This window comes from Flavobacterium sp. Root901, from assembly GCF_001429765.1.
Lineage (GTDB): Bacteria > Bacteroidota > Bacteroidia > Flavobacteriales > Flavobacteriaceae > Flavobacterium.
The window spans coordinates 883,330-908,823 of sequence record NZ_LMJB01000006.1 but is presented as its reverse complement, the minus strand read 5'-3'; the positions used below and the strand labels follow the sequence as shown (position 1 = coordinate 908,823).

The 25,494-nt window shown below is 33.0% G+C and carries 20 protein-coding genes, 2 tRNA genes and 1 rRNA gene; 17 read left to right on the top strand and 6 right to left on the bottom strand.

The window, feature by feature from the left end; genetic code table 11:
* The first annotated feature begins 3 nt into the window (after window positions 1-3).
* From rrf to ASE21_RS13455, 5 genes are all read left to right on the top strand, one after another.
* A 5S ribosomal RNA gene (gene rrf, locus ASE21_RS13475) occupies window positions 4-113 on the top strand.
* Window positions 114-184: 71 nt separating this feature from the next.
* Window positions 185-257: transfer RNA gene (locus tag ASE21_RS13470), tRNA-Phe, on the top strand.
* 9 nt (window positions 258-266) lie between these two features.
* A tRNA-Leu gene (locus ASE21_RS13465) sits at window positions 267-352 on the top strand.
* 140 nt (window positions 353-492) lie between these two features.
* A complete protein-coding gene (locus ASE21_RS13460) occupies window positions 493-945 on the top strand; it encodes a DUF1569 domain-containing protein (RefSeq protein WP_057123167.1) in 453 nt (150 codons plus the stop codon).
* Window positions 946-964: 19 nt separating this feature from the next.
* The gene (locus ASE21_RS13455; RefSeq protein ID WP_057123166.1) at window positions 965-1,399 is read left to right on the top strand and encodes a nuclear transport factor 2 family protein; all 435 of its coding nucleotides are present in this window, start codon (window positions 965-967) and stop codon (window positions 1,397-1,399) included.
* A 1-nt stretch (window position 1,400) separates the two neighbouring features.
* Here ASE21_RS13455 and ASE21_RS13450 read toward each other — a convergent pair whose 3' ends face one another.
* Together ASE21_RS13450 and ASE21_RS13445 are read right to left on the bottom strand one after the other, a co-directional pair.
* On the bottom strand, window positions 1,401-2,054 hold the full coding sequence (locus tag ASE21_RS13450) for an endonuclease III domain-containing protein (protein WP_057123165.1): 654 nt from the start codon (window positions 2,052-2,054) through the stop codon (window positions 1,401-1,403).
* 48 nt (window positions 2,055-2,102) lie between these two features.
* On the bottom strand, window positions 2,103-2,969 hold the full coding sequence (locus ASE21_RS13445) for an alpha/beta hydrolase (RefSeq protein ID WP_057123164.1): 867 nt from the start codon (window positions 2,967-2,969) through the stop codon (window positions 2,103-2,105).
* Between the two features lie 115 nt (window positions 2,970-3,084).
* Here ASE21_RS13445 and ASE21_RS13440 point away from each other — a divergent pair, with 115 nt between their 5' ends.
* The 6 genes from ASE21_RS13440 (at window position 3,085) to ASE21_RS13415 (ending at window position 12,713) form a co-directional block, all read left to right on the top strand.
* Complete coding sequence (locus tag ASE21_RS13440; RefSeq protein WP_057123163.1) at window positions 3,085-4,512, top strand: glycogen synthase; 1,428 nt, start codon at window positions 3,085-3,087, stop codon at window positions 4,510-4,512.
* Window positions 4,502-5,782 carry a glucose-1-phosphate adenylyltransferase gene (locus tag ASE21_RS13435; protein WP_057123162.1) on the top strand — a complete coding sequence of 427 codons (1,281 nt, stop codon included), beginning with the start codon at window positions 4,502-4,504 and terminating at the stop codon, window positions 5,780-5,782. Before ASE21_RS13440 ends, ASE21_RS13435 begins: the two co-directional genes overlap by 11 nt.
* Window positions 5,783-5,839: 57 nt before the next feature.
* Entirely contained in the window at window positions 5,840-7,744 is a 1,905-nt protein-coding gene (gene glgB, locus ASE21_RS13430; protein ID WP_057123161.1) for a 1,4-alpha-glucan branching protein GlgB, read from the top strand.
* A 198-nt stretch (window positions 7,745-7,942) separates the two neighbouring features.
* On the top strand, window positions 7,943-10,345 hold the full coding sequence (locus ASE21_RS13425) for a glycoside hydrolase family 31 protein (protein WP_057123160.1): 2,403 nt from the start codon (window positions 7,943-7,945) through the stop codon (window positions 10,343-10,345).
* A gap of 83 nt (window positions 10,346-10,428) precedes the next feature.
* Entirely contained in the window at window positions 10,429-11,241 is an 813-nt protein-coding gene (locus ASE21_RS13420) for a M48 family metallopeptidase (protein ID WP_057123159.1), read from the top strand.
* Between the two features lie 152 nt (window positions 11,242-11,393).
* On the top strand, window positions 11,394-12,713 hold the full coding sequence (locus ASE21_RS13415; RefSeq protein WP_057123158.1) for an MFS transporter: 1,320 nt from the start codon (window positions 11,394-11,396) through the stop codon (window positions 12,711-12,713).
* Window positions 12,714-12,800: 87 nt separating this feature from the next.
* Here ASE21_RS13415 and ASE21_RS13410 read toward each other — a convergent pair whose 3' ends face one another.
* Genes ASE21_RS13410 through ASE21_RS13395 form a run of 4 tightly spaced genes read right to left on the bottom strand, consistent with a single transcriptional unit; the run spans window position 12,801 to window position 15,672 of the window.
* Entirely contained in the window at window positions 12,801-13,517 is a 717-nt protein-coding gene (locus ASE21_RS13410) for a head GIN domain-containing protein (protein ID WP_057123157.1), read from the bottom strand.
* Between the two features lie 25 nt (window positions 13,518-13,542).
* Complete coding sequence (locus ASE21_RS13405) at window positions 13,543-14,601, bottom strand: hypothetical protein (protein WP_057123156.1); 1,059 nt, start codon at window positions 14,599-14,601, stop codon at window positions 13,543-13,545.
* Window positions 14,585-15,121, bottom strand: a complete 537-nt coding sequence (locus tag ASE21_RS13400) for a hypothetical protein (RefSeq protein WP_057123155.1) — start codon at window positions 15,119-15,121, stop codon at window positions 14,585-14,587. The genes ASE21_RS13405 and ASE21_RS13400 overlap by 17 nt, the downstream gene beginning before the upstream one ends.
* A complete protein-coding gene (locus ASE21_RS13395) occupies window positions 15,118-15,672 on the bottom strand; it encodes an RNA polymerase sigma factor (protein ID WP_057123154.1) in 555 nt (184 codons plus the stop codon). The genes ASE21_RS13400 and ASE21_RS13395 overlap by 4 nt, the downstream gene beginning before the upstream one ends.
* Window positions 15,673-15,858: 186 nt before the next feature.
* Here ASE21_RS13395 and ASE21_RS13390 point away from each other — a divergent pair, with 186 nt between their 5' ends.
* From ASE21_RS13390 to rpsA, 6 genes are all read left to right on the top strand, one after another.
* The gene (locus ASE21_RS13390) at window positions 15,859-16,845 is read left to right on the top strand and encodes a DUF6252 family protein (protein WP_057123153.1); all 987 of its coding nucleotides are present in this window, start codon (window positions 15,859-15,861) and stop codon (window positions 16,843-16,845) included.
* Between the two features lie 241 nt (window positions 16,846-17,086).
* Window positions 17,087-19,540 (top strand): endopeptidase La, encoded by a 2,454-nt coding sequence (gene lon / locus ASE21_RS13385; protein ID WP_057123152.1) that lies wholly within the window; start codon window positions 17,087-17,089, stop codon window positions 19,538-19,540.
* Between the two features lie 237 nt (window positions 19,541-19,777).
* On the top strand, window positions 19,778-20,797 hold the full coding sequence (gene porQ / locus ASE21_RS13380; RefSeq protein WP_057123151.1) for a type IX secretion system protein PorQ: 1,020 nt from the start codon (window positions 19,778-19,780) through the stop codon (window positions 20,795-20,797).
* Between the two features lie 418 nt (window positions 20,798-21,215).
* Window positions 21,216-21,908 (top strand): (d)CMP kinase, encoded by a 693-nt coding sequence (cmk, locus tag ASE21_RS13375; RefSeq protein ID WP_057123150.1) that lies wholly within the window; start codon window positions 21,216-21,218, stop codon window positions 21,906-21,908.
* A 69-nt stretch (window positions 21,909-21,977) separates the two neighbouring features.
* Window positions 21,978-23,240 carry a nucleoside permease gene (locus ASE21_RS13370; protein ID WP_057123149.1) on the top strand — a complete coding sequence of 421 codons (1,263 nt, stop codon included), beginning with the start codon at window positions 21,978-21,980 and terminating at the stop codon, window positions 23,238-23,240.
* 450 nt (window positions 23,241-23,690) lie between these two features.
* On the top strand, window positions 23,691-25,469 hold the full coding sequence (rpsA, locus tag ASE21_RS13365; RefSeq protein WP_057123148.1) for a 30S ribosomal protein S1: 1,779 nt from the start codon (window positions 23,691-23,693) through the stop codon (window positions 25,467-25,469).
* The last annotated feature ends 25 nt before the right edge of the window (window positions 25,470-25,494 follow it).

Here is a 25,494-nt window from a genome sequence, read left to right as displayed (position 1 = left end):
TCTTAAGGTGGTTATTGCGGCGGGGCTCACCTCTTCCCATCCCGAACAGAGAAGTTAAGCCCGCCTGCGCAGATGGTACTGCAGTTATGTGGGAGAGTATGTCGTCGCCTTTCTTTTTAAAAACCCTGTTTCCAAGAAACGGGGTTTTTTATTCTAATTTTTAGTTATTAGTGTAACTAAATAAGGTACCTTAGCTCAGATGGTAGAGCAATGGACTGAAAATCCATGTGTCCCTGGTTCGATCCCTGGAGGTACCACAATAAAATGCTCGGATGGTGAAATTGGTAGACACGCTGGACTTAAAATCCAGTGAACAGCAATGTTCGTGCGGGTTCAAGTCCCGCTCTGAGTACTAGAAACTTCAATTAGCAAAGCTAATTGAAGTTTTTTTTTGGATAAAACTAAAATTTTTAATATTTAGGATAGATTTGTATTAATTATAATTTTTATATTTTTACAGTGCTTATTGAATTTTAAAAATTATCTATAATCGTGCAAAACGTTTTTCTTAAAGAAGATTGTGATCAATTTATTAACAGAATAAATGAGCTTAAGTCAGATTCTCAACCACTTTGGGGTAAAATGTCTGTTAGCCAAATGCTTGCGCATTGTAACGTTACGTATGAAATGGTTTATGATAATATTCATCCCAAACCAAATTTTTTGATAAAACTTTTATTGAAATTACTGGCTAAGAATAAAGTTGTAAGCGAAAAACCTTATACAAGAAGTCTTAATACAGCTCCACAATTTATTATAACTGGTGACTGTAATTTTGCATTGGAAAAGAACAGACTTATAAATTATTTAATTAAAACTCAGGAATTAGGAGAAAATGAATTTGAAGGAAAGGAATCTCTTTCTTTTGGGAAATTAACATCTAAGGAGTGGAACAATATGTTTGCAAAGCATTTAGATCATCATTTTAAACAATTTGGAGTATAACTAAAAAAACGTTTTTATTATGAAAACTTATTTTATACTATTTTTTCTACTGTTGGGATTAGTTACAGACGCACAGAAACAAGAAGTTCAAAAAACTATTGAAATATTTTTTGAAGGTTTTCATCTAAGAGATTCTGTTAAAATAAAATCGGTTTGTGCTGATAAAATGATTTTGCAGTCGATTAATGAAAGTGTTTTAAAAGGAAATAAATTATCTGATGAAACAGCAAAAGAGTTTTATAAATCAATTGCGTCGATTCCTTCAAACATGAAATTTCAAGAAAAAATATTGAGTTATAATATCCAGATTGATGGCTCAATGGCACATGTCTGGGCACCTTATGAGTTTTATATTAATGATAAATTAAGCCATAAGGGAGTAAATACCTTTACACTGTTTAAAGAAAAAGACTTTTGGAAAATTATTTACTTAATTGACACAAGAAGAAAGTAGTTTAATTTCTTTGAACTACGACCGTGTTATAATAAAGACAAATATCAGTCAAAGGGCACTCTTCGCATTTTGGTTTTGGTCTGCATATTTCTCTTCCTAAAAATGAAATGGCCATTCCTATTTCTGACCAAATATTTTGTGGTAGAACCTGCATTAAATCTTTTTCTACTTTATTACCATCTTTACTTTCTTTGATGATTCCAATTCTTGGAGCTACTCTTATTACATGTAGGTCGGCAATAATTCCTTCAGCTGGTTTATTGGTTTCTCTTAAAATAACATTTGCAGATTTCCTTCCAATTCCTTTTAAAGCAGTTAGGGCTGACATGGTAGAAGGAATATTTTTATCGTCTTTTAGTTCTTGAGCAATTTCTAAAAGCCATTTAGCTTTAGTTGCATGGTTTCGTACCTTACTTATGTACGGCATGAATGTTTCAAAATCTGTTTTAGACAGACTTTTTAAATTTGGAAATTTTTCAAATAAAGCCGGAGCAATATTATTAATATTAGCGTCTGAGTCCTGAGCTGAGAGAACAACCATTACTAATAACTGATAAGTGCTATGATAATTGAGAGGATGCTGCCTGCCTTTGTACTTCTTTAAAATGGGCTTCAACTTAGCTTCCCAGTTTGATGATTCTCCAAATAAATCCATTTTTAGCTTTCTTTATTTTTGATTTTTAAATAGTTATCTCTTATAAAGTTAACTGATTTTAATGAATTCTAAAGTCTTTTTTATGACATTTTGATTTCCTAGAATTTTTCTGTGTCCAAGTCCTTCGGTTAAAAATAAAGTACCATTTTTTAAATTTTGATGAATATGGATTCCTGCTTTAACCAAAACTTCAGGATCATCATGATCATGAATTACTAAAACCGGAATTTCAATTTTTTGTGCTGCCTTGTAAGCTGTAAAATCATCCATTTTTACCTGATATTTTTCTTCAAAAAAGTTTTTAAGTAAATTACTGATTTCTTTTTTCAGTCCGAGTTTAAAAATAAATTCATCCAAAATATCCTGTACAATATCACCACTTCCAATAATTACGGCTTTCTTTACGTTGAGACCATCTTTTGTGGCATTTAAAACAGACATTCCTCCTAATGAGTGTCCAATTGCAATTTCAAAAGGCCCAAATTGTTTTTCTATTTCCAGTATTGAATCTATAAACTCAGACATTATTGTCGTTTTTCCTTCAGATTTTCCATGAGCAGGTGCGTCAAAACTAATAGTTGAATATCCATTTTGCAAAAGCTCATCGGCTATTTTGAATAACTGTGTTCCTCGTCCTGACCATCCGTGTACTAAAAGTATTTTACGTTCGCTACTCCCATATTTGTAAGTGACAATGCTTTTTTTGATTGCCGGAACGTAAATTTTTTTCTGTACGCTTTTACGATCCATTTCAAATTCTCGTTTTGGAATTTTATGTTTTATTGGTGTGGTAAAAATTCTTGCTGCAAATTTTGTAACCAATTTGCTGGATATATAAGAGAAGATTTTGGCAGATATTATAATTATCTGCGGAATTTTTAATGATTTAGTAGGATTAATTGCCTTTTTTGCCATTTCAATAAAACTTATTTTGAAGCTAAACTTTGCTTATTTTTTGCTAAATTTAAAAAACATAAAAATAGCATATTAATGATTGTTTCTTAAAAAATAATCACAAATAAATTTCTGAATGGAAATCTTTCATATTAGTGCAGAATGTTATCCGATGGCTAAAGTTGGCGGACTTGCCGATGTAGTTGGTGCCCTGCCAAAATATCAAAATAATGCTGGCCATGAGGTTAGAGTTGTAGTTCCGGCGTATGATACAAAATTTAAAAAAGAGAATGACTTTACGCTTGTTCATTCGGGGACAATTAAATTAGGAAGTTTCAATTTTCCTTTTAGTGTATTAAAGGAAAACAAGGATAAATTAGGATATGAATTATACCTCATAGAAATTGATGAATTGTTTAATCGATCAAATGTATACGGTTATGAAGATGATATTGAACGATTTTTATCTTTTCAAATTGCAACTTTAGATTGGATTATTACCCGAAATACAGTTCCGGATATTATTAACTGCCACGACCATCATACAGGATTAATCCCGTTTTTAACTCAGTTTGCTTATAAATATGAAAAGTTAAAAGATCTAAAAAGCGTTATAACAATTCATAACGGATTATATCAGGGATGGTTTGGTTTTGACAAACTATTTTACCTGCCGGAATTTGATTTGAAACATGTTGGATTTTTAGAATGGAATAATGCGATTAATTCACTTGCTGTTGGCGTTAAATGTGCTCAGGCCGTAACTACAGTTTCTCCGAGTTATTTAGATGAAATTAATTACGCCGCAAATGGTTTGGAAAGTTTATTCCAAACTGTTCGAAATAAATCGAAAGGAATTTTAAACGGAATTGATATTGAAGTATGGAATCCCTTAAAAGATCAAATGATTGCAGCAAATTATTCGATTGAAAATTTTGAAACAGGAAAACAGAAAAATAAAGAGAAGTTATGCGAGCAGTTTGAACTTGATCCTTCTAAACCATTATTTAGTTTTATTGGGCGTTTGTTTGAAGAAAAGGGAGGAGATTTGCTTCCACAAGCTTCTGCATTAGCATTGTCAGAAAATTTTGAAAATATTAATATTTTAATTTTAGGTTCCGGAAACTCAGAAATCGAATCCCAGCTCACACAATTACGTGATGACTATAAAGGAAATTACAATGTTTTTATTGGCTATAATGAAGAATTAGCCCATTTAATATACGCAGGTTCAGATTATATTTTAATGCCTTCGAGAGTAGAACCATGCGGGTTGAATCAAATGTATGCAATGCGTTATGGAACAATACCAATTGTTAGAAGAACTGGAGGTTTACGAGATACGGTTATTGATTTTGGCGACGAAGGAAACGGAATCTGCCATGATCAGGCTTCGGTTGGAGACATCTGTTATTCTATAAATCGTGCTGTAAAACTGTACAATGATAAAATTAATTTTAATAAAGTTTTAAAAAGAGGAATGGAAGCAGACCATTCCTGGGAAAGTGTCTGCCAAGAATATATTGAGATATACAACCTAATAATTCAGAAAAATGAAATTTAAAAAGAAAAACGTAGTTGCTATTATTTTAGGAGGAGGACAAGGATCACGTTTGTTTCCGTTAACTGAAACAAGATCAAAGCCGGCTGTTCCGATTGGAGGAAAATACCGTCTGGTCGATATTCCCATCTCAAATTGTATCAATTCTGATATTTTTAAAATATTTGTTTTAACACAGTTTAACTCTGCGTCTTTAAATGCACATATAAAAAACACTTTTAATTTTAGTATTTTCAGTCAGTCGTTTGTCGATATTTTGGCTGCAGAACAAACTCCTGACAATCCAACCTGGTTTCAGGGAACTGCAGATGCTGTTCGTCAGTGTATGTCTCATTTTTTGAAACATGACTTTGACCACGCTTTAATTCTTTCGGGAGATCAATTGTATCAAATGGATTTTAACGAAATGCTCGAAGCACATATTGCCGCTGATGCAGAAATTTCGATTGCAACTTTGCCGGTAAATGCTAAAGATGCACCAGAATTTGGAATCCTTAAAACCGATCATGAGAATAATATCCATGCTTTTATTGAAAAACCAGACGCTTCATTATTGCCTGAATGGGAATCTGAAGTGAGTGAACATATGCAGGAAAAAGGCAAAAAATATCTTGCGTCAATGGGAATTTACATTTTCAATAAATCGTTATTGGAAGAATTAATGGCGAATCAGGAAACTAAAGATTTTGGTAAAGAGATCATTCCGCAAGCTGTTGGAAAACATAAAATATTGAGTTATCAATATGAAGGGTACTGGACAGATATTGGAAATATAGAATCGTTTTTTGAAGCAAATATTGGTTTAACAGCTGATATTCCGGAGTTTAATTTATTTGATAACGAAAACAAAATTTTCACAAGACCAAGATTACTTCCTCCGTCTAAATTTAGAAATTCAATAATCAACCAGTCTTTAATTTCTGAAGGATGTATTATCAATGCCAAGGAAATAAAAAGTTCAGTAATTGGAATTCGTTCCAGAATTGGTGAAGGAACCGTTTTGGAGAATTGTTATGTTATGGGTAACGATTTTTATCAGGATATAGATGAAATGAACCATGACAGCAGCATCAACAAAATTCATGTTGGTATTGGTGAAAATTGTTTTATAAAAAATACTTTGGTAGACAAAAACGTTCGAATTGGAAACAATGTTCATATAAGCGGCGGAAAACATCTTGATAATTTTACAAACGAATTATACAGTATAAAAGACGGGATTGTTGTAATTAAAAAGGGCGTTACATTATCCGATAATTTCAGAATTGAATAATCTTAATAAATTCCAACACAAAAAATCCAAATTTAAATATTGCCTTAAAAACCAAATATGACCAAAGTAATCACACATTCCTTATTTACTGATTTTGATATCGATTTATTCAAAGCCGGAAAACACTTCAAATTATATGAAAAATTAGGAGCGCATTTAATAGAAGTGGATGGAATAAAAGGAGTTTATTTTGCTGTTTGGGCACCTACCGCACATTCGGTTTCTGTAGTTGGCGATTTCAATTATTGGACACAGGGAGAACATGTTTTAAATGTTCGCTGGGATTCGTCGGGAATTTGGGAAGGCTTTATTCCTAATATTTCTAAAGGAGCACTTTATAAATATAAAATCCAATCGAATATTAATGGAATTGTAACTGAGAAAGCAGATCCCTTTGCTTTATATTGCGAAAAACCACCACATACTGCTTCTGTAGTCTGGGATTTGGATTATAAATGGAAAGACGAAAACTGGATGCAGAATCGTAAACAAATCAATGCTTTAGATAAGCCATATTCTGTTTATGAAGTACATTTAGGATCCTGGAAAAGGGCAGATCATAACAAGTTTTTAAGTTATCTGGAACTGGCTGATGATTTAGTTAACTATGTAAAAGAAACTGGTTTTACGCATGTAGAATTTATGCCTGTGATGGAATATCCCTATGATCCTTCCTGGGGATATCAATTGACAGGATATTTTGCACCTACTTCACGATTTGGAAAACCACAGGATTTTATGGTTTTAGTCGATAGACTGCATCAGGAAGGAATTGGTGTAATTTTAGACTGGGTCCCTTCACATTTTCCGGATGATGCCCATGGTTTAGGCTATTTTGACGGATCACATTTATATGAACATCCGGATCGTCGAAAAGGGTATCATCCTGATTGGAAAAGCTTAGTTTTTAATTATGGAAGAAATGAAGTTCGTGCGTTTTTAATTAGTAATGCCGTTTTTTGGCTTCAAAATTATCATATTGACGGATTAAGAGTTGATGCTGTTGCTTCGATGTTATACCTTGATTATTCGAGAAAAGAAGGAGAGTGGGAAGCCAATATTTTTGGAGGAAGAGAAAATCTGGACAGTATAAGTTTTCTTAAAGAATTTAATGAAGTAATCTATTCTAATTTTGATGGAGTTCAGACTATTGCCGAAGAAAGTACTTCTTTTCCTATGGTGTCAAGACCAACATTTACGGGTGGTTTAGGATTTGGAATGAAATGGATGATGGGCTGGATGCACGATACTTTAAAATATTTTCAAAAGGAAACAGTATATCGAAAATACCATCAAAATGATTTGACTTTTTCAATGACATATGCCTTTACAGAAAATTTCATGCTTCCGTTTTCTCATGACGAAGTGGTATACGGCAAAAAATCTTTAATTTATAAAATGCCGGGTGACGAATGGCAGCGATTTGCCAATTTAAGATTATTATACGGTTATATGTTTACACATCCCGGCACAAAGTTATTGTTTATGGGTGCCGAATTTGGTCAAACCGGCGAATGGAATTTTGAGCAAAGTCTCGACTGGCATTTACTGCAATACGATTTCCATTCGGGAATAAAAAGATTAATTACAGATTTGAATAAGTTGTACAAAACATATCCTGCATTGTATGAAAAGCAATTTACAGGAGATGGTTTTGAATGGATTAATTATTCGGACCACCAAAATGCGGTTTTATCTTATATACGAAAAGGGAATAATGCTGATGAAAATGTTGTTGTAGTCTGCAATTTTACTCAGGTAGTACGAGAAAATTACAGAATTGGAGTTCCGCAAAAAGGCAAATTACAAGAGATTTTCAATACTGATGCTTCAATTTATGGAGGAAGCGATGCTGGAAACGAAAAATCTTTAAAAGTTGAAATCACTCCTTATGATGGAAGAGATTTTTCTGTTGAATTAATTTTACCACCTTTAAGTGTAACCGTTTATTCTTTCGTTTAAAAATCTGACAAATATTTTTTGCAGTATTGTTTTGTCATTTTATTGGTTTTAAATTACCGAATTATTGATTTTTTGAATGGTAATTTAATACTCAGTCAGAAAAAACGTTTTCGTGAATAAACCTTTTATTCATAGCCCTTTACTAACTTTTTTTGTATGTTTGAAAGACATTATTGTTATAATTAATTCATTGGCGGTATGATTACAAACACATCATTAGAATACAAAGGCGATTTATATCCATCAAAAATTATTTCGTACGAACACGAAGGAGATTCTATCTTTTTTAATACGGATAATAAAGTAATTTTAAAAGTCACTATTCTCAGAGACAGTTTGATTCGATTTCGCTTCACCACAAAAGGCTATTTCAGTAATGACTTTTCGTATGCAATTGATAAAACACAGCTTCATGGATATAATTTTCTTGAGCTTACAGAAGAAGAAACTTTTTTCCAAATCAGGACCAGCAAGGTAAAATGTAAGATCCAGAAAGCCGATTTACGTCTTACCATTTATGATTTAAATGATTTTCTAATTCTTGAAGATGAACTTGGTTTTCATTGGGAAGAAAGTTATGAATATGGCGGAAATATAGTAAAAATGAGCAAATTCTCTAAAGATGGAGAATGTTATTATGGTCTTGGAGATAAAGCAACTCAAATGAATCTTAAAGGTAAAAGAGTAGAAAATTTTGCCACAGATCAATATGCGTATCAAAAAGATCAGGATCCGCTTTATAAAGTGGTGCCATTTTATATCGGTCTTCATAACAAACAATCTTACGGAATTTTCTTTGATAATACCTTTAGGACTTTTTTCGATTTTTGTCAGGAAAGACGAAATGTGACCAGTTTTTGGGCAGAAGGCGGAGAAATGAATTATTATTTTATCTACGGCCCGCAAATGCAGGACGTCGTAACGACCTATACTGATTTAACCGGAAAACCGGAGCTACCGCCGCTTTGGGTTCTCGGCTATCATCAATGCAAATGGAGTTATTATCCGGAAAGTAAAGTAAAAGAAATCACATCAAAATTTAGAGAACTTAAAATACCCTGTGATGCTATTTATCTGGATATCGATTATATGGAAGGATTTAGATGTTTTACATGGAATAAAAACTATTTTCCTGATCCAAAAAGAATGGTTGCCGAATTAGCCGAAGACGGTTTTAAAACAGTTGTCATTATAGATCCGGGAATAAAAATCGATAAGGAGTACTGGGTTTACAAAGAAGCTTTAGAAAAAGATTATTTCTGCAAAAGAGCTGATGGTCCTTATATGAAAGGTAAGGTGTGGCCTGGAGAATGTAATTTTCCGGATTATACAAATCCCGTAGTCAGAGAGTGGTGGGCCGGATTATTTAAAGAATTAATTGCAGATATTGGCGTTAAAGGAGTTTGGAATGATATGAATGAACCGGCTGTTATGGAGGTTCCAAATAAGACTTTCCCAATGGACGTGCGCCATGTTTACGACGGAAATCCATGCAGTCACAGGAAAGCACATAATATTTACGGAACACAAATGGCAAGGGCAACTTATCATGGTGTTAAGCGATTTGCTTATCCAAAACGACCTTTTGTGATTACAAGATCAGCATATTCCGGTGCGCAGCGCTATACATCTTCCTGGACAGGAGATAATGTAGCAACCTGGGAACATTTATGGGTTGCCAATATTCAGGTGCAGAGAATGTCAATTTCTGGAATGGGATTTACGGGTTCTGACATTGGAGGATTTGCAGAACAGCCAACGGGAGAGTTATATGCACGCTGGATTCAGTTAGGAGTTTTCCATCCGTTTTGCAGAACGCACTCTTCCGGAGATCACGGAAATCAGGAACCTTGGGCTTTTGATGAAGAAGTAATCAACATTACAAGAAAATTTGTCAGCCTTCGTTATCAGTTATTACCTTATTTATATACTATGTTCTGGCAGTATATTGAAGAAGGGGTTCCGATGCTGAAACCTCTGGTTTATTATGATCAGGATGACACACAAACCCATTATCGTAATGATGAATTTATCTTTGGAAACCAAATATTAGTATGTCCGATTTTGGAACCAAATGCTGTAGGCCGACGCATGTATATTCCAAGAGGTGAGTGGTATAACTATTGGACAAACGAACTTTTTATTGGAGGAAGAGAAATATGGATTGATACCAAATTTGATGAAATTCCGGTTTTTGTAAAAGCTGGAGCGATTATTCCAAAATACCCGGTTCAGCAATATGTTGGAGAATTAGAATTTGATGAGCTGACGCTTGATGTGTATTACAAAAATGGTAAAGAACAATCAGCAGTTTATGAAGATGCGCAGGACGGTTATGATTATAAAAAAGGACGTTTCAGCCATTTATCATTACGAACTATTGGAAAAGAAAAAGAATTAATAATCCAGCTTCATAAAGAAGGAAAATACGAAACACCGTATTCAAAATATAAAATTAATTTAATAGGACTGCCTTTTAAAGTTACAGAAATAGAAATCGATAATGAAAAGGTTGAATTTGATAAATTTACTTTCGAATTAAATAATTTTTTAATAGTTGATAAAGAGTTTAATGAACTGCATATCGTAGGTGATAAGTAAAATTGTGATAGCGTTTGAAATAATTATGTAAGATTTTAAGTAATATAAATTGTATTTTTGTGTATGTTTAAAATTTTAAGATCATGAAAAAACATTTAATTTCAGGCCTTTTTGCTGTTGTTTTAGTATGCAGCTGCGCAACAAATCCAATTACCGGAAAACAAAATCTAAATTTTGTTTCTAATAGTGAATTATTTCCATCTTCATTTCAGCAATACAATCAGTTTTTATCTGAAAATAAAGTAATCACCGGAACTGCAGATGCAAAACGCGTAGAAACTGTTGGATACAAAATTAAGGCAGCAGCAGAAAAATATTTAACCTATTTAGGACAATCACAATATTTAAAAGATTATCGCTGGGAATATAAACTGGTAGATAATAAAGAAGTTAATGCCTGGTGCTTGCCGGGAGGAAAAATTGTTGTTTACTCAGGAATTTTGCCAGTTACACAAAATGAATCCGGTTTAGCAACTGTTATGGGGCACGAAGTATCGCATGCATTGGCTAATCACGGGGCACAAAGAATGTCAGCTGCACAATTGCAGCAAATTGGCGGAGTAGCTTTAGATGCAGCCACAAGCGGTAAGTCTGAATCTACACGACAAATATTTGCTCAGGCTTACGGCCTTGGTTCAGAAGTAGGGGTAATGCTTCCTTTTAGCAGAAGCAATGAAAGCGAAGCAGATAAAATCGGCTTAACTTTAATGGCTATTGCAGGTTATAATCCGGATGATGCTGTAGCGTTTTGGAGTAGAATGTCTGCCAAATCTGGCGGTGGATCAACTCCTGAGTTTATGAGTACACACCCTTCTGATGCTACCAGAATAGCTAATATTAAAGCTTTAGTGCCAGAAGCAAGAGCGATTGCGCTAAAAGTGGGTACAATCAAATAAAAAATATTTAAAATATAAAAAAAGCTATTCGTTTGAGTAGCTTTTTTTATGCCCGGAATTGTTTATAATTTATTAATAAACGATTTAGATAAATTATATTTGATTATCGCAAAAAATAGATAAATTCGTAGCGCATTAACAAAACCATTTCTATGAAAAACCTACAAAAAGGAGACAAGAAATTATTAAATGCCTGGGCATTTTATGATTGGGCAAATTCAGTTTATACGCTTACAATTGCTTCGGCAGTATTTCCAATTTTTTATGAAGCATTATTTGCAAAACGCGATCATTATATTGATGTATTCGGGATGCATTTAAAAAACTCTGCATTAATTAGTTTTATAACTGCAGCGGCTTTTATGGTTGTTTCTTTTATTTCACCTTTACTATCCGGAATTGCAGATTACGTTGGAAATAAAAAGTCTTTCATGAAGTTTTTCTGCTATTTGGGAGCCCTTTCCTGCATGGGATTGTACTGGTTTGATTTAGAAAATATTTATGTTGGACTCATCTTTTACTTTTTAGGATTATTAGGTTACTGGGGAAGTTTGGTTTTTTATAATTCCTATCTTCCGGATATTGCTTTTGAAGAGCAGCAGGACAGAATTAGTGCCAAAGGATATTCAATGGGATATATAGGAAGTGTGCTTTTGCTGATTATTAATTTAATGATGATAATGAAACCGGACTGGTTTTCAATCGAAGGGCCGGAACCGGCTATGAAAGCCATGAGATATTCTTTTATAATGGTAGGAGTCTGGTGGATTTTATTTAGTCAGTATACCTATTACTATTTACCAAAAGGAAGAAAAGAAACCGGAGCAAAGCTAACAAAATCTGTTGTTTTTAACGGTTTTAAAGAATTGAAAAAGGTTTGGGTCCTATTAAATGACAATGTTCCTTTGAGACGATATTTAGGAGGTTTTTTTGTTTCAAGTATGGCGGTACAAACCGTAATGCTTGTAGCGACTTATTTTGGAGCGCAGGAAATCCAGTGGACTTCAAAAGAAGAAAGTACAATTGGTTTAATAATTTGTATTTTATTAATTCAGCTGGTGGCGGTTTTGGGCGCGGTTTTAACTTCTCGTGCTTCAGAAAAATATGGAAATATTCCAACCTTGATTTTTATTAATGCTATATGGGCTGTATTTTGTGCTTTGGCTTATTTTATAACCCTTCCAATGCATTTTTATGTTATGGCAACTATTGTAGGATTTGTAATGGGAGGAATTCAGGCTTTATCACGTTCAACATATTCAAAGTTACTGCCTGAAACAGAAGATACAGCTTCATTTTTTAGTTTTTATGATGTTGCTGAAAAAATAGGAATTGTAATAGGAATGTGCGTTTACGGAATTATCGATCAGATTACAGGAAGCCCGCGTGCTGCGATTGTTATTCTGGCTGTTTTCTTTGTAACGTCTATTTTTCTTTTGAGAAGAGTTCATAAAAAAGACGTTTCAAATTAATGAAACGTCTCTGATACCAATATCACGAATTGCAGGATTATTGATTGATGATGATTTTGAAATTCGTGATATTTTTTTACTAATACATTAACCTTTTGTAATATTTCCTGAACCGGAAACTTTTACGTCACGCTTTTCCGGATTTCCTAAATATTTAATATTTCCGGAACCTGCTACTCTTGCCGTAAGACTTTCATTTGAGCTTACTTTTGTGTTTCCGGAACCAGAAACATTGGCAATAACATTTTTAGATTTTAAGTCGGCTGCATCAATATCGCCGGAACCTGAAAGTTTTGTCGTAAAATTATCAGCTGTGCCTTTTAAATTGATGTTACCGGAACCGCTGACATTCAAATCTAAATTATTTGTATCAATTGGCAGATTAAAATCGCCTGAACCCGAAAGTTTTACAGATAAATTATCACATTTAATAATATCTTTAGACTGAACATTTCCTGATCCTGAAAGGCTTAATTGAGAAACTTTATCAAATGGAACTACAACTTCAATTGTTTTGGATGGACGAATGTTTGTCGATTTTTCAACATAAATTTTCAATGTATTTTCTTCTACTTCCACTTTAACATATGACAATAAATTTTCTTCACCTTTAATAGAAATTTTACCTTCTTTTCCGGCAACAAGATTTACATCAAAAGAACCAGAAACCTTAATTCCGTCATAATCGCCGGTTGTTCTTGTTTCACTAACTATTTTGCCATTTCCTTTAATTTTATTTTGAGCGTTGGCAGTAAAACTTAACAGAAATACTGTGCAAACTAAAAGTAGAATTGATTTTTTCATCGTTTTTGATTTTTTAAATGATTGATTAATTTTTTACTAATGATATATTTCCGTAATTAGAGGTAACATTGATTTTGTTTTGTCCTCTTTTCTTATAATAACCACTGATTCTTTTGCTGTTGCTTTTGACTTCACTTGTTGTTATATCTAAATTATTATCGTGTCTAATGCCTGTATATCTTCCAGAAATATCAAAGTCAAAAGCATAATTGGTATTATATCCTAAAGAAACATCTGTATATCCTGAATTAACAATAATGTTTCCGGCTTTTTCATTAATTGTTCCAATACTGATTTTGCTGTAATTTGTATCAAAATTTAAGCTGTTGGAAATTTCACCAATTGTAATGGTCAGATAATTTCCGGATCCAGATAATGAATTGATTTTTTGAAATTTAAAAGTTCCGTAATTGCATTCATATTTAATGTTCTGGCCGTCATTTAAAGTAACATCAGTATAATTGGCATCAAGATTAAGATTTCCTGAATCATTGATTCTCAGACCTGAATATCGGGCATCAATAACGCCGTTTTTAATATAGTCAACACTTGAATTTTGGCAGTAAGCAATCTCAATTCTGTTGCTCGCTCCGTTTAGCCTTCCCAGTGTCACTTTTCCGTATTTACAGCTAATATCAGTTGTTGATTCTAAATTCAGGGCAGAAATATTTCCATATTTATTAATTAGTTTTACAGAACCATTTTTCGGAATTTTGATAGTATAATTAATCTCAAAACTGTTATTGCTTCCCCGGCTTTTAAGAGATGAATTTCCAATATTAGTTATCGCAGTCACTAAACTTTTAAGCGCTGTAATATCAATGTCAATGCTGTTTAAACGTTCGTTTACCCACGTTTCATTGGCGCCATTGACCTTAATCGTAATGTCAAGATCTATTTTATCTTCATCCCAGGTAGACACAGAGATATTTCCGTATTTGTTATCAATATCAATTCCGGCATTCGGGTTTACGATATACGTTTTTTTAATAGTTTTTTGTTTTGTGATATAAGTATCATCATTTGAAAACCCTAAAAAAGGAATCAAAAGCAATAAGATTAATAAATTATAATGTTTTTTCATTAGATGTGTTTTTTAAGTTTTCGTTTTCTTCAATTCGCTGTAAAACTGTCTGTAAAAAAGAAATTCTAGTTTGCAGGTTGCTTATCATAGCGTAAATAATCTGTTTGTTTTCTCCGTTTTTCTGAACCTCTTTAATGATTTTTTCATAATCGGCGTCAAAAACTTTCATTTGCTTTAAAGCATCATTTATAATTTGCTCATTTTCCGGAGAATTTTTTTCTTTTAATTTAACTAGCTCATTCTCAATTAAAATATTAAAGATCGAATCGGTGCGTTTGGTTTCTTTTGATGCAAATTTGAATTCTTTAGGTTTTTCATTGTTGTTATAAAAGAATGATATTCCTAAAAGCAGTGCTATCGAAGCAGCCATAGCCCAGCCGTAAAAATTCTTTTTCTTTTGCGGTTTATTATTTAATTTATTCAAGAAATCAATTTGATGATCCGGATTCATTTCATGAATATCCCACTGATTTTCAAACTTGTTAAATAGTTGATCTAATTCTTCATTTTCCTTTTTCATATTTCCTCTAATTTTTTTCGTAAACTTTCTTTCGCTCTGCTCAGCGTTGTTCTGCAGTTGGCATAACTAATATTTAAGATTTCGCAGATTTCTTCCTGATCGTAACCTTCAATATAAAAAAGCGTAAGAACCATTCTGTAATTATCTTTCAGGCCTGAAATGGTATCCAGAACCTGTTTCACTTTAAGTGAGTTCAGGTCGATACTATCTGACAATACCGAATCGTTTTCCTCAATTTTAAAGAGCGTTTTGTTTAGGTCATCCATTTGAAAGGCATTGTTTTTCTTGTAAAAATCAATGCTATAATTAATGATGATCCTTTTGAGCCACGCACCAAACGCGACTTCCTGTTTATAATCGTTAATTTTTGTAAAAGCTTTCAAAAAACCTTCCTGCATGACGTCTTGTGCAAAATGCTCGTCTTTTACAATTCTGTAAGCTACGTTGTACATAGCTTTGCTGTAACGATTGTAAACTTCGAATTGTGCTTTCTGATTATTGGTTTTACAAAGCGCGATTAATTCTTCGATATTTTGATTAGTTATACTCAAGTAATGGTTGCTAGTTTTTTATAATGACTTTACTTTTTTTGGTTTGTTACAGTTTTGATAAAATTACTTTTATTTTTTTTGAAAATAATTTAATACTCACAACAGATGAAAATTTTTGAAGAATAAACATGTAAGATTTTTATTTCATTCGATAAAGTTTATATTTGCAGATAAATTAAATTAAGTATGAAAAAAAATAAGATTTTATTTCTTTTGTTTTTTGCAATAGCCGGTTTTTTGGGCTCGTGCAGTCAGGATTTTGATAATGGTTTGGATTTTTCTAATTCTGAAAATAATGGAAATGTAAATGAAAAAGCGGTTTTTACAGCTAAAGTTGGAGAAGAAGAATTTACTGCAAACGTTACAAATGCAATTGTATCAGATAATTATGTGGTTATAACTGGTGTTAGGTCTTCTAAAGGAGATTTAATCCAGATGATTTTACCAAGCAATAAAATAGGAACCTATACATGGGCAAACAGTCATGAAAATGCAGAAAGTTTTGTTCTGGCTTATGCTCAGGAGGTAGATGGAAACGGATTTATTAGTGCTTCAAACGAAGATGCTGCATTTTTGGGTGTACAAAATTATACAGACACTGCTATTATTAAAATTACTGCGGTAGATAAAACAAAAAAAACGATTTCAGGTACATTTCAATTTACAGGATTTAGAGAGACTGAAAATGATTTAACGGAGATAAAAGTAATTACAAATGGAACTTTTACAAATATATCCTACACAGAGGATATTCCTGCTGAAGATTCTGATAACATTTTGAAAGCAAAAGTCGACGGAGTTGATTTTATAAATGACAAAGTCGATGTAACTAGTGTAAGTGCAAGCGGAAGCAACCCGTACTATAGTGTAGTAGGAAAAAAGAATGATGGCAGTTCAAGTATTGGTTTAAAAATTAATAAATCATCTTCTGTTGGAACTTATCAGGTTTCGGGTAATGTATCGAATGAGGAAGGGGGACTTGTAAATGTAATTGGAGGTTATTACAGGGTAAATGACCTTTTGTATAATTCACAATCGGGTTCAATTACAATTACCTTAAAAACAGCATCAAACATTGAGGGAACTTTTAATTTTGTCGTTCAAAATTTTACTACAAACGATGAAAAGACAATAACAGGCTCTTTTAATATTAATATTGAAGATCTGGATTAACAAACTTTCGAAGAAATTAAATCCGCTTTGTGCGGATTTTTTTTGGTAATACAATTTGGTTTTATTAGTTTGGCTAATTAAATAGATTCACATATTCCATTCTTGGCATAGTGATTGTCTATTTTAAAGTTATATCTTGTAAATTAAATGTTTAGTTTATTTTTATTAAAAAATAATGAACGCTGGACCTTATTTACAAGTTGTATTAAACTTTTAATGACAAAAAGACTTATATATTATTATGTCAAATCATAAAATACTCACTATTGACAATCTGTCACTTCAAGAATTTGATTCAGAAGCAGAATTAATTCCATTATTAACTCCAGAAGACGAAGAGGAAATGAACAATGAGGAACTTCCTGTTTCCCTGCCAATTTTACCTTTAAGAAATACTGTTTTATTCCCGGGAGTTGTGATTCCAATTTCTGCTGGGAGAGATAAATCAATTAAACTGATTAATGACGCCAATGCCGGCGGAAAAATTATTGGTGTAGTTTCTCAAATTAATGAAGAAGACGAAGATCCGTCAAAAGACGATATTCATAAAATAGGAACCGTTGCACGTATTCTGCGTGTTTTAAAAATGCCTGACGGAAATGTAACGGTTATTCTGCAGGGAAAAAAACGTTTCGAAATTGACGAAGTTATTTTAGAAGAGCCATACATGACTGCAACAATTAAAGAAGTTGCAGAAGAACGCCCGGATGAAAATGACAGTGAGTTTACGGCTATTTTAGATTCTGTAAAAGAACTTGCCATTCAGATTATCAAAGAAAGCCCAAATATTCCTTCTGAAGCAACATTTGCCATTAAAAACATTGAAAGCCAATCGTTTTTAATCAATTTTGTTTCTTCAAATATGAATTTATCCGTAAAAGAAAAACAAGGTCTTTTATCGATAAATGGTTTAAAAGAACGCGCCTTAGAAACATTGCGATACATGAATGTTGAACTTCAAAAATTAGAATTGAAGAACGATATTCAGTCAAAAGTTCGTTTTGATTTAGATCAGCAGCAGCGTGAATATTTCCTTCACCAGCAAATGAAAACCATTCAGGAAGAATTGGGAGGCGTTTCGCAGGAAGAGGAAATGGACGAAATGGGACAGAAAGCGAAAACCAAAAAGTGGGACGAAAAAACGCAGAAACATTTCGAAAAAGAATTATCTAAAATGCGCAGAATGAATCCGCAGTCACCAGATTTTGGTATTCAGCGTAATTATTTAGAGTTGTTTTTAGAATTGCCTTGGGGCGAATATTCCAAAGACAAATTTGATTTAAAATTTGCCCAAAAGGTTTTGGATAAAGATCATTTTGGCCTTGAAGAAGTCAAAAAAAGAATGATTGAGCATTTGGCAGTTTTAAAATTGCGAAATGATATGAAATCACCAATTATATGTTTAACAGGACCTCCGGGAGTTGGTAAAACCTCAATTGGCCGTTCTGTAGCCGAGGCTTTAGGACGTGAATATGTACGTATTTCATTAGGCGGTCTGCGCGATGAAGCAGAAATTCGCGGACATAGAAAAACATATATCGGTGCAATGCCGGGAAGAATTATCCAGAGTTTAAAGAAAGCAGGAACATCAAATCCGGTTTTTATTTTAGATGAAATTGATAAATTATCAAACGGGAACAGCGGTGATCCATCTTCTGCATTATTAGAGGTTTTAGATCCGGAGCAAAACAATGCTTTTTATGATAATTTCCTGGAAATGGGTTACGACTTATCAAAAGTAATGTTTATTGCGACTTCCAATAATATGGGCGCTATTCAGCCTGCTTTGCGTGACAGAATGGAAGTTATCAAAATGTCTGGTTATACCATTGAAGAAAAAGTAGAAATTGCAAAAAGACATCTTTTTCCTAAACAGTTAGAAGCTCACGGATTAACGGCCAAAGATTTGACAATTGGTAAAAAACAATTAGAAAAAATTGTAGAAGGTTACACAAGAGAATCCGGTGTTCGTAATCTGGAAACAAAGATTGCACAGGTAATTCGTAATGCAGCAAAAGCTGTTGCAATGGAAGAGGAGTATAACAAAAAAGTTACCGACGAAGATATTATAAAAGTTTTAGGAGTTCCGAGACTAGAGCGTGATAAATACGAAAATAACGATGTTGCCGGTGTTGTTACAGGTTTAGCCTGGACAAGTGTAGGAGGTGATATTTTATTTATCGAATCTTTAATTTCTGAAGGAAAAGGTTCTTTAACAATTACCGGAAACCTTGGAAATGTAATGAAAGAATCGGCTACGATTGCGCTTGAATACATTAAGGCAAATGCTAAAAAGTTAGGTTTGGGTATTGAATTATTCCAAAAATATAATATTCACCTGCACGTTCCGGAAGGGGCAACGCCAAAAGACGGTCCAAGTGCGGGTATTGCAATGCTTACGTCTTTAGTGTCATTACTGACTCAAAAGAAAGTAAAGAAAAGTCTGGCTATGACCGGAGAAATTACTTTGCGTGGAAAAGTTCTGCCTGTTGGCGGAATTAAAGAAAAAATCCTTGCCGCAAAAAGAGCCGGAATTAAAGAGATTATTCTTTGCCATGAAAACAAAAGCGATATTGACGAAATCAAAGCTGAATATTTAGAAGGTCTTTCTTTTCATTATGTAAAAGAAATGAGCGAAGTTTTAGCAATAGCTTTAACAGATCAAAATGTTAAGAATGCTAAGACGTTGAAATAAATTCAATATTTTAAATTCCAATATTTAAATTCCAAATTCCAATCTAGGTTTTAAAACCTAAATTTTAAATTCCAAATTCCAATTTTACTATTGGGATTTGGAATTTTTTATTTTCATTTATCTATGATTTTTTTTGATTTTGGAATTTTTGAATGAAAGTTGTTTTACTTTTATTTTTCCTGTATATAATTTTATATTTGTATTCGCGTTATTCCCACATAGGAACGCCACAAACAAATGTTAAAACACTATGTTTTATTTTTTATGATACTAATTTGTTCGGTTTCGTTCGGGCAGGTTGGAGGGCGCTACACCTATCAGTTTCTAAATTTAACAGCATCTCCGCGTCAGGCAGCTCTTGGCGGAAAAATTATTACAATATATGATGAAGATGTTAATCAGGCTATGTCTAATCCGGCAGTTCTGAATGAAGACATGGACAATCATCTTGCCTTGAATTATGGGAATTACTATGGAGAAGCTTCTTACGGAACGGCTTCATATGCTTATACGTATGACCGCCATTTGCAGACTTTTTATGCAGGGGTTAATTATATAAACTATGGTTCTTTTGAAGGTTATGATGAAAATGGTCAGGCAACATCTGATTTTACAGGAAGCGAAGGCGCATTATCTTTAGGATATGCTTACAACGTTCCTTTTACAGATCTTCATATTGGAGCAAATGCCAAATTAATAACTTCAACTTTAGAAAGTTATAATTCAATAGGAGGAGCAGTTGACTTAGGTTTTTTGTATGTGATTGAAAAAAATGATATAAACCTGGCATTGGTATTCCGTAATATTGGTACTCAGTTTACAACCTATTCGGGAATAAAGGAAAACCTGCCTTTTGAAATTACAGCTGGAGTTTCGCAGGAATTAGAACATGTTCCCATTCGCTGGCATCTAACTTTGGAAAACCTGCAGCAATGGAAAATAGCTTTTTCAAATCCTGTGAGGGGAGAAACCAATATTGACGGATCAACAAGCGAGGAAAAAATTTCATTTGTAAATAATGCTTTGCGACATGTTATATTAGGTGTGGAGCTTTTTCCAAAAAGAGCATTTAATCTGCGTTTAGGATATAATTTTAGAAGAGGGGAAGAATTGCGTGTTGAAGAACAGCGTAATTTTTCCGGAGTTTCATTAGGTTTTGGATTAAAAATGAATAAGTTAAAGTTTAATTATTCTTATTCCCGATATACATTGGCGGCAAATACGAGTCTTTTTGGGTTAGTTTTAAATTTCCAGTAATTAATATAAAATTATCAGGTTTACTTTTATTTACGACTTTAGGCTTCAAAACACTAATTTAAAGAATTTTCTACATTGGCAGAAGTCACGGCTGTCCAATGGTTAGGAGCAGTTTTTTAAAAAAATAGAAAAAATAATTGATAATTCTAAATCAAATATTCTTTTGGATATTTATTATTTAAACGATTCTTTTTAGATTCAAATACAGGCTTTTTATTGTCAGTCAGTGAAAAGCTTTTTTGCATTTTATTTGGATTGAAGGTCTGTAATAAGAAAAAGTTTGCTATTATTTGATATTCTATTTCAAGAGAAAGATGGCTACATTTGCATTAAATTAGATGAATTTATAAAGAAGTGATAGTCATGCATTGAAATTGAATTCATTACATTTTTAGGATAAAAATTAAAACATAAAAAATTGAGAAAAATAACTATTGCCATTGATGGTTTTTCATCAACAGGAAAAAGTACATTAGCCAAACAACTCGCAAAGGAGCTTGAATATGTATATGTAGATACAGGTGCTATGTACCGCGCTGTAGCTTACTTTGCAATGCAAAATCAGTTTATTGGTGCTGATTATTTTAATAAAGCAGCCTTGATAGAATCTTTGCCAAAAATTCAGTTAGAATTTAGATTTAACAGCGATTTGGGTTTTGCTGAAATGTACTTGAATGGTGAAAATGTTGAAAAACAAATCAGAACTATAGAAGTTTCTAATTTTGTGAGTAAAGTTGCCGAAGTGTCTGAAGTTCGTTCTAAACTTGTGGAACAACAGCAGGAAATGGGAACGAATAAAGCCATTGTTATGGATGGCAGGGATATTGGAACCGTAGTTTTCCCGAATGCCGAACTTAAAATTTTTATGACTGCAAGTGCAGAAACCCGTGCACAAAGACGTTTTGATGAATTACAGCAAAAAGGTGATAATGTGTCTTATGAAGATGTTTTGAAAAATGTAGTCGAAAGAGATTATATAGATACACACCGTGAAGATTCTCCTCTTATAATTGCCGAAGATGCTATTGAGATTGATAATTCTTACTTAAATAAAGAAGAACAATTTGCTGCTGTTTTGGAATTAGTAAATGATGTTGTTAAAATAGATTAATTTTTTGTATATATTATTTTTAATGGTAGTTTTACGACTTAATTTTTACTAAAAAGACAATTTCATTATATGGGAATTAAATTAAGACTGACTATTATGAATTTTCTCCAATTTTTTGTTTGGGGAGTTTGGTTGATTTCATTAGGTGGTTATATGGGACAAGTTTTTGGCCCAATTGAAGGAGGGAGTGTTGGTTTATCTATAGGAAGAACTTATGGTTCTATGGGATGGGCAAGTTTATTTATGCCTGCTTTATTAGGTATAATAGCTGATAAATATTTCAGCGCACAAAAAGTGTTAGGAGTTTCTCATATAATTGCTGGAATAGCTATCTTTTTTGCTACTAAGGCAAATAATTCTCAGGAAATGTATTGGGTTATTTTTGCTACAAGTTGCTTTTATATGCCAACCATAGCATTAAATAATTCTGTTAGTTATGCAGTTCTAAATAAGTTTCAATTTGATGTACAAAAGGCATTTACACCTATCCGTGTCTGGGGTACAGTTGGCTTTATAATTGCAATGTGGATTACTGATTTAACGGATTGGAAATCAAATACAAATCAATTCGTTTTCGCTTCTATTGCGATGGTTGTGACTGGTCTTTTTTCTTTTACAATGCCAGATGTTCCTGCAGAAAATAAAAACACAAGTCAATCTTTATCTAGTAAATTTGGTTTAGACAGCTTTGTTTTGTTTAAACAAAGAAAAATGGCAATCTTTTTTGTTTTTGCAATGTTGTTAGGTGCAGCATTACAAGTAACAAATATGTTTGGAGATACATTTATTAGAAGTTTTGGTTCTAATCCTGAGTATCAAGGTACATTTGGAGTAGAACATTCTGTGTTTATAATTTCATTATCTCAAATTTCTGAGACCTTATTTATTTTAACTATTCCTTTTTTCTTAAAAAGATTTGGTATTAAACAGGTAATGATGTTCAGCATGATTGCTTGGGTATTGCGTTTTGGTTTGTTTGGAATTGGCAACCCTGGTTCTGGAGTAATTTTCCTTATACTGTCTATGATTGTATATGGAATGGCTTTTGACTTTTTTAATATTTCGGGTTCTCTTTTTGTTGAGAGAGAAGCAGATAGTAAAGTCAGATCAAGTGCACAGGGTTTATTTATGTTAATGACGAATGGTATTGGTGCTATTTTAGGTGGAGAATTTGCAGGCAGAACGGTAAGTTATTTTAGCGAAGGAAATAATGTTGAATGGTCTAAAGTCTGGTTCTCTTTTGCTGGTTATGCTTTTGTGATTTTAATTCTATTTACTTTATTGTTTAAATATAAACACGATCCAAAAGAAATAGAGAATTTAAATCATTAAGATTTTAAAATATAATCTTTGTAAAAGTTTAAATCTTTATAACAAAGAGAGTTGAATACCCCAAACCCGACAGGTTTTTAAAACCTGTCGGGTTTTCTAGTTTCAAATTAGTCTCCTTTTGTTTGAAAACGTCTTATGAAATCAAAAACATCTAATCTAGTCCCGATAGAAATGGAAATCCTTTTATGTCTCGTTTTTTCACGAGACATAAAAGATTGGAATGGATAGCGGGACAAAACGTCTGAAAAAACCTAAATTCGTCTGCTTCTAATCAACATCCTGATAATCATTTCGATTTGTTTTGTAAATCCAAATATTTGTAGTAATTTTGCAGACCTTTTGGTGAAGAAGAGTTTCCTTTAGGTATCAACCTTTTATGTAAAACAACTTCTGTATTTTCTATCACATTAAGAAACTCAAGAAAAGCAGAATACAAATTTTTTTATCAGCATGTCTGAACAATTAAAATCACAAGAAGAGTTTTTAGCAAATTTTAACTGGCATAACTTCCAAGAAGGAATCGATGCAGTAGATGAGAAAAACTTACAAGAGTTTGAAGAACTAGTATCAAAAACTTTCATCGCTACAGATCAGGAAGAAGTAGTTGAAGGAGTTGTTGTTAGAATTACAGATAGAGACGTTATCGTTGATATCAATGCTAAATCTGAAGGTGTTATTTCTTTAAATGAATTCCGTTACAACCCAAACTTAAAAGTAGGTGACAAAGTAGAAGTATTAATTGACATCCGTGAGGACAAAACAGGTCAGTTAGTATTATCTCACAGAAAAGCACGTACTATCAAATCTTGGGATAGAGTTATTGCAGCTAATGAAACTGGAGAAATCGTTAACGGTTTTGTTAAATGCAGAACTAAAGGAGGTATGATCGTTGATGTATTCGGTATCGAGGCGTTCTTACCAGGATCTCAAATTGACGTTAAGCCAATTAGAGACTACGATGTATATGTAAACAAAATGATGGAATTCAAAGTGGTAAAAATCAACCACGAATTCAAAAATGTTGTTGTATCTCACAAAGCTCTTATCGAAGCTGATATTGAAGTACAGAAAAAAGAAATCATCGGTCAATTACAAAAAGGACAAGTATTAGAAGGTGTTGTTAAAAACATTACTTCTTATGGTGTGTTCATTGACTTAGGTGGTGTAGACGGATTAATTCACATTACTGACCTTTCTTGGAGCAGAATCAACCACCCAAGTGAAGTTCTTGAATTAGACCAAAAATTAAACGTTGTAATCCTTGATTTCGATGATGAGAAAACAAGAATTCAATTAGGATTAAAACAATTAAACGCTCACCCATGGGATGCTTTAGATGCTAATTTAACAATTGGTGATAAAGTAAAAGGTAAAGTAGTTGTAATCGCTGATTACGGTGCATTTATCGAAGTTGCTGAAGGTGTTGAAGGTTTAATCCACGTTTCTGAAATGTCATGGTCAACTCACTTACGTTCTGCTCAGGACTTCGTGAAAGTTGGAGATGTTGTTGAGGCTGTTATCTTAACTTTAGATAGAGATGACCGTAAAATGTCATTAGGTATCAAACAATTGACTCAAGATCCATGGACAGACATTACTTCTAAATACCCAGTAGGTTCTAAACATACAGGTATCGTTAGAAACTTTACAAACTTTGGTATTTTCGTAGAATTAGAAGAAGGAATTGATGGATTAATCTACATTTCTGACCTTTCTTGGACTAAGAAAATCAAACACCCATCTGAGTTTGTAAACGTTGGTGAAAAACTTGATGTAGTAGTATTAGAATTAGATGTTGAAGGACGTAAATTATCTTTAGGTCACAAACAAACTACTGCTAATCCTTGGGATCAATACGAAGATTCTTTCGCTGTAGGAACTATCCACAATGGTGAAATTTCTGAAATCGTTGACAAAGGAGCTACTGTAGAATTCGGAGATGATATCGTTGCTTTCATTCCAACTCGTCACCTTGAAAAAGAAGACGGAAAGAAATTGAAAAAAGGTGATACTGCTGATTTCAAAGTAATCGAGTTCAACAAAGAATTTAAAAGAGTAGTTGCTTCTCACACTGCTATCTTCCGTGAAGAAGAAGAGAAAAACGTGAAAGCTGCTGCTGAAAATACTTCATCTGCATCTACTACAAACGCACCAGCTGCAACTTTAGGAGATAACAATGATGTATTAGCTGCATTAAAAGCTAAAATGGAAAAAACTGAGAAAAAATAATTCTTAGCTTCCTCTAAATAGAAAG